This is a genomic window from uncultured Olegusella sp. (assembly GCF_947253395.1).
GTDB lineage: Bacteria > Actinomycetota > Coriobacteriia > Coriobacteriales > Atopobiaceae > Olegusella.
In genome coordinates this window covers 1-6,083 of record NZ_CAMXYY010000084.1, presented here as the reverse complement: position 1 = coordinate 6,083, position 6,083 = coordinate 1, and the positions used below count along the sequence as shown (strand labels likewise).

General features: G+C 52.8%; 5 protein-coding genes and 1 pseudogene. All 6 read right to left on the bottom strand.

Going from position 1 to position 6,083, the window contains the following annotated elements; translation table 11 throughout:
- Nucleotides 1–229: pseudogene (locus Q0X25_RS06665) on the bottom strand (purine-nucleoside phosphorylase); the annotation flags it as partial.
- Nucleotides 222–1,424 carry a phosphopentomutase gene (locus Q0X25_RS06660; RefSeq protein WP_298580294.1) on the bottom strand — a complete coding sequence of 401 codons (1,203 nt, stop codon included), beginning with the start codon at nt 1,422–1,424 and terminating at the stop codon, nt 222–224. The gene Q0X25_RS06660 and the pseudogene Q0X25_RS06665, both read right to left, overlap by 8 nt.
- Nucleotides 1,425–1,809: 385 nt before the next feature.
- The gene (gene deoC, locus Q0X25_RS06655) at nt 1,810–2,448 is read right to left on the bottom strand and encodes a deoxyribose-phosphate aldolase (protein WP_298580291.1); all 639 of its coding nucleotides are present in this window, start codon (nt 2,446–2,448) and stop codon (nt 1,810–1,812) included.
- Nucleotides 2,449–2,887: 439 nt separating this feature from the next.
- On the bottom strand, nt 2,888–4,528 hold the full coding sequence (gene groL, locus Q0X25_RS06650; protein WP_298580288.1) for a chaperonin GroEL: 1,641 nt from the start codon (nt 4,526–4,528) through the stop codon (nt 2,888–2,890).
- A 77-nt stretch (nt 4,529–4,605) separates the two neighbouring features.
- On the bottom strand, nt 4,606–4,896 hold the full coding sequence (gene groES, locus Q0X25_RS06645) for a co-chaperone GroES (protein WP_035438972.1): 291 nt from the start codon (nt 4,894–4,896) through the stop codon (nt 4,606–4,608).
- A gap of 294 nt (nt 4,897–5,190) precedes the next feature.
- On the bottom strand, nt 5,191–6,083 hold an 893-nt coding region (nadE, locus tag Q0X25_RS06640), incomplete at its 5' end, for an NAD(+) synthase (protein ID WP_298580281.1).

Below are 6,083 nucleotides of genomic sequence, written 5' to 3'. Positions count from 1 at the left end.
TATAAATGCCTACGGAAGGCATGCCCATGCCACCACCCATAACCGAGACAGGCTGACCCTGGTAGGTGCCCGTAAAGCCCAACATATTACGGACGGTATTAAAGCAGGTCACATTCTCAAGATAGTGTTCTGCCACATACTGCGCGCGTAGGGGATCACCTGGCATAAGGACGGTCTTTGCAATCTGACCCTCAAGGGCGGCATTGTGCGGAGTCGGTACGTTAGGCATTATCAGCAACCTCCAAGATATCGTTCAAACGAGACGTGCCATTTTTAAGAGCAGGGACACCAAGGTAGTCAAGAACCGTGGCAGAAACATCAGCAAACGTAGTACTGGTACCTAGGTTGGTACCAGGACGCACCTGAGGGCCGGCAATAACCCAAGGTGCATATTCGCGGGAGTGGTCAGTCGAAGGCGTCACAGGATCGCAGCCGTGATCGGCAGCTACCATAAAGAGATCACCTTTGCGAAGTTTGCCCAAAATGGTTGGAATATGCTCATCAAAATAAGCCAGCGCCTTGGCATACCCATCAACATCGTTACGATGCCCATAAATCATGTCGGTATCAACAAGGTTGACAAAGCAAAGACCCTCAAAATCGCGATCAAGCAGCTCGATAGTGCGATCGATGCCCTCAGGGTTGCCCGAGGTGGGGATGGACTCTTTGATACCACGTTGAGCAAAAATGTCATAAATCTTGCCAACGGAGATAACGTCAACGCCAGCCTTGGTCAAAGCATCGAGCATAGTCTCGCCCGTAGGCTCCAGTGAGAAGTCGTGACGATGCGAGGTTCTGGTGTAGGCGCCTTCCTCACCAATAAAGGGACGAGCAATAACACGAGCAACGGCATGCTTGCCCGTGAGAATCTTGCGAGCAATGCGGCAATACTCGTAGAGCTGCTCGCAGGAAACGACGTCTTCGTGTGCAGCAATCTGAAAGACACTATCAGCAGAGGTGTAGACAATCAGCGCACCCGTCTCAACCATCTCGCGGCCATAGTCACGAATAACCTCAGTGCCAGAATAGGGCTTGTTGCAAAGCACTTTGCGCCCAGTCTGGCGCTCAAACTCCTCAATAATCTCTACAGGGAAGCCCTCAGGATAGGTTGGAAAACGCTCAGGTGAAATAACACCTGCAAGCTCCCAATGACCAACCGTAGTGTCCTTGCCCTGGGAAGCCTCACGCAGGCGACCAAATGCGCCGGTAGGCGCCTCGACAGGCTTTAGACCTACGTCATAGGCCGAGTCAAGTGCACCGTCGATGTTGAATAGGCCGAGTTTTTGAAGATTGGGCATAGCGAAGTAGGTGCTGGTTGCGCAGGCGCAAAGAGTATTGCTGCCCTCGTCACCGTACTCTGGAGCATCAGGCTCTTCGCCAATGCCAAAGCTATCCAGCACAACAATAAAGACCCTCTTCTTCATCTAGTCACCGTACCCTCAACTTGCCGCCTTTTACAAACGTAATGGCGTAGATATAAGTGAATCCATGATAGCGCGCGGGATAGAATCGGCTTCCAACGTTTTTTACGCGCAAGGATGGTACGCGACAGCTTATTCTGCTTGGGTCAAGGCGAAGAAGCACAGCTGCCCTGGGTAGGAGGTCCTCTGCCACCTTCAAAAGAATTCCAAGATGCTTTGTTTGCCAGCATTATATGGGGCTGGATCCAGGGATTTTCGGCAAAAAAATGCGCCCAAGCAGGACTTATAGCTGCTGCCTATCACGCTAACGCACGAGGCTCAACACGCGTAACACTCGACAGCAAAAGCTTGCGAGCCCGCTTGGGTGCAGAATCAGACTAGCGAGGACTTAGCTTACGATTGCGATGCTTGCGCTTGTACCCAGACGATCAGCGCCAGCCTCGACCATTGCCAAAGCCTCCTTTTGATTGTGGATACCACCAGCAGCCTTGATCTTGCAAGCATCGCCTACGGTCTCACGCATCAGGCGCACATCCTCGATGGTAGCGCCACCTGTGCTAAAGCCGGTGCTTGTCTTGACAAAGGCTGCACCAGCCTTCACGCAGTCCTGGCAAGCACGAACAATTTGATCGTGGTCAAGCAGGCAGCACTCAAGAATAACCTTGACAGGATGGTTCTCGGCAGCCTTGACCACCTCAGCAATGTCATTGATAACGTACTCATCATCGCCATCAATAAGTTTGCCCACGTTGATAACCATGTCAATCTCGGTGGTCCCATCCAGCACTGCTTGGCGAGCTTCAGCGGCCTTGCCCGCGGTAGTGGCAGCACCCAAAGGGAAGCCAATGCAGGTGGTAACACCTACACCAGAATCGCCCAGGCGCTCAACCGCAAACTTGGTCCAGCAACCGTTGATAGAAACGGTGGCAAACTTGTACTCCATAGCCTCATCGCACAGCTTGGCAAGATCTGCCTGCGTTGCGTTGGCCTTAAGATTGGTGTGGTCGATGCGCTCGTGAAGTTCCATGCTTTTCTCCTTCTTCTCTAGGAATATTCATGAGGCGAGATTGTAGCGCCGACTCACAATGCAAGGCCCCAATACCCGCCAAACCTACACGCAAATCGGCAACAATCTCGCGTAAGTGGTAGTATTTCGCTCGCAAACGGTAGATCACCTCACTTCACTTGGAAGTTATGCTTGTCTGAAAAAGCTGTTATCTAAAAAAGTTTACCTGTCCGCTGGTCAAGCAGCACAGCTCAAGACATCCAAGCAAAGCGGAGCCGGTTGCGACACATCAGACGCCATACAACACGCACTTTCGACAAGCAAAGCTGCGCCCCGAATCTAAAAGACGCAAACCATACGTCAAAGATTCGAAGGCGCAGCTCAGGTAAAGGGACTCACTCATTGCTCGATACTACGAACAATTATGAACCGCCCGGGCGATTATATCTCGCCTAGTGGCTTAGTACATGCCACCGCCCTGGCCGCCAGCTGCAGCGGCGCGAGAAATGGCTTCCTCAATGGAGGTGTCCTTGGGCTCATCAGAGACGGTAGCCTCAGTGATGAGAATCAGGGAAGCAACAGAAGCGGCATTTTGCAGTGTGGTGCGGGTAACCTTGACAGGGTCAAGGACGCCCATCTCAACCATGTTGCCATAGCTGCCGTTTGCAGAGTCAAGACCCTCGCCCTCGGGCAGAGACTTGATCTTCTCGACCACAACAGAACCCTCAAAGCCAGCATTAGAAGCAATAGTGCGTACGGGAGCCGTAAGCGCCTTGCGAATGATGTCCACACCAATCTGCTCGTCAGCATCTACGGTCTCAACGGCATCCAGAGCCTTGGTTGCCTGCAGGAAAGCAACGCCGCCACCTGCGACAATGCCCTCCTCAACAGCTGCACGAGTGGCCTGAAGCGCGTCCTCAATGCGGTGCTTGACCTCTTTGAGCTCAACTTCGGTAGCAGCGCCAACCTTGATAACGGCAACGCCACCGGAGAGCTTGGCCAGACGCTCCTGGAGCTTCTCGCGGTCAAAATCAGAAGTGGTGTTCTCAATTTCGTTTTTAATCTGAGCAACGCGCTCATCAATGGCTTCCTTTGAGCCAGAGCCACCAACAATAGTGGTGTTGTCCTTGGTAATCTTGACGGACTTCGCACGACCAAGCATCTCGGCGGTAACATCAGAAAGGGTGACGCCGAGCTCCTTCATAGCAACTTGGCCGCCCGTAAGCACAGCGATGTCCTCAATCATGCGCTTACGACGATCACCGTAGCCAGGAGCCTTAACAGCTGCAACCTGGAGAGCGCCACGAATCTTGTTGAGAATCAACGATGCCAGAGCTTCACCGTCAACGTCCTCAGCAATGATCAGCAAAGGGCTGCCAGACTTGGCGACAGCCTCAAGAATAGGCATGACGTCTTGGACGTTGGAGACCTTCTGATCGGTCAGCAGAATGTAAGGATTTTGCAGCTCAGCGGTCATGGTGTCCTGCTCAGTTGCAAAGTATGGAGAGATGTAGCCCTTGTCAAACTGCATGCCCTCAACCGTGTCGATATCAATACCAAAGGTCTGAGACTCATCAACTGTGATAACGCCATCCTTGCCGACAACGTCCATTGCGTCGGCAATCTTGGCGCCAATCTGGGGATCGCCAGCAGAAATGGTACCAACGGAAGCAATCTGCTTTTTGGTGGAGACGTCCTGCGCAGAACCCTTCATCTCCTCAACAGCGGCTGCAACTGCCTTGTCAATACCACGACGAATTGCGATGGGATTTGCACCAGCTGCCACATTGCGAAGGCCTTCATTAACGATAACCTGTGCAAGCAGAGTTGCGGTGGTAGTACCGTCACCAACCGTGTCATTAGTCTTGGTAGCAACTTCTTTTACCAGCTGAGCACCCATGTTCTCAACGGGGTCCTTAAGCTCAATCTCCTTGGCAACAGAAACGCCGTCGTTGGTAATGGTGGGGGCGCCGTAGCTACGCTGAAGCGCCACGTAGCGACCCTTAGGGCCAAGGGTTGTCGTCACTGCATCGGCAAGAGTGTTGACACCCTTGGCGAGCTTGGCACGCGCATCGGTGCCGAAGGTAATATCCTTTGCCATTGTTTTCCTCCTTGTAGGAATACTCAATCAAAAAGCTTTGCGGTACTTGTCAGCAAAGCGGCTACTCAACGAGCTGCTTACTCGCTAATAATGGCGTAGATATCATCTGCGCGGAGCAGCAGGAAGTCCTCGCCATCAATCTTGACGTCGTTACCACCAAACTTGCCGTAGTACACCTCGTCTCCCTTCTGGACATCCATGGGGATACGATTGCCATTCTGGTCGCGCTTGCCCTCGCCTACCGCAATAACCTGACCACGCTGAGGCTTTTCCTGTGCGCCAGAGCTGATGTAGAGACCAGAGGAAGTCTTCTCCTCTTTGGGAGCGGGCTTGACGAGAACGCGATCACCCAGCGGCTTCAATGTCATGATTAAAACCTCCTTCTGCGCCATATGGCGCTTTTTTTCGAGCAGTGCGGGCCGAACCCGCCATTCTTAACTGCCAACGCTAGGAATAATACCCAGATATGCAAAATATAACAACGAAATTAGAAAAAAATCTGCTATTGACACACTTAGGTTTATTAAGTGTGCTTCTATGGTAGGTCTGGTGGAGCTTAGGCAGCAAGCTCCCCTGCTCTGCTTGGTTTCAGCATGGTGCTATTTTGCTAAGCAAGGCGTCTGAGAGGGGATAGTTCTTCGCGAGCACAGGGCTATAGCTGACTAGTCCTCGAGATGATCAAGTTCGGCAAGCCAGAGGTTTGCTTGGGCATCGGAGGGCATGCGCAAATCGCCGCGAGGACTCACTGCCACCGAGCCTACCTTTGGCCCATCAGGCAAACAGCTTCTCTTGAACTGCTGCGCAAAGAAGCGCCAATAAAAAGTTTTCAGCCACGTCTTGATGGTCGCCACATCATATCTATCACCGAGCGCGTAGCACGCTAAACGGAACACCTTGCGCGGAGCAAAGCCACGCCTCAATACTTGATACAAGAAGAAATCGTGCAGTTCATAGGGACCCACCAAATCCTCAGTGCGCTGAGAAATCGTGCCATCAACTGAGGCAGGTAGGAGCTCTGGCGACACCGGTGTATCAAGCACGTCAAGCAAGACGCGCGACAACGCAGCCGAGTTCGTGGTATCCGCTACGTGGTTAACTAAGTGTCTCACCAGCGTCTTTGGCACACCACCGTTAACACCATACATACTCATGTGATCGCCATTGTAAGTGGCCCAGCCCAGCGCCAGCTCGGATAGGTCGCCCGTACCAATGACCAAGCCACCGTCTTTGTTGGCGATATCCATCAAAATCTGTGTACGTTCACGCGCTTGGGCATTCTCATAGGTCACATCGTGTGTCGTTTCATCCTGCCCAATATCGGCAAAATGCTGACGTACGGCTGCGGCGATGGGTACTTCGCGCAGCTCACAGCCCAAAGCATCTGCCAACTCCTGTGCATTAGAATGTGTGCGGTCGGTCGTGCCAAAACCAGGCATAGTTACTGCGATGATCCCCGCACAGTCAAGCCCCACCAGGTCAAACGCACGCGCTGTCACCAACAAAGCAAGCGTCGAATCCAGACCACCCGACACGCCCACCACCGCACGTGTCGAGC

Excerpts from the sequence above, each read along its gene's own strand:
- Q0X25_RS06660 (WP_298580294.1), bottom strand. The coding sequence starts at position 1,424 with ATGAAGAAGAGGGTCTTTATTGTTGTGCTGGATAGCTTTGGCATTGGC.
- deoC (WP_298580291.1), bottom strand. The coding sequence starts at position 2,448 with ATGGAACTTCACGAGCGCATCGACCACACCAATCTTAAGGCCAACGCA.
- groL (WP_298580288.1), bottom strand. The coding sequence starts at position 4,528 with ATGGCAAAGGATATTACCTTCGGCACCGATGCGCGTGCCAAGCTCGCC.
- groES (WP_035438972.1), bottom strand. The coding sequence starts at position 4,896 with ATGACATTGAAGCCGCTGGGTGATCGCGTTCTCGTCAAGCCCGCTCCC.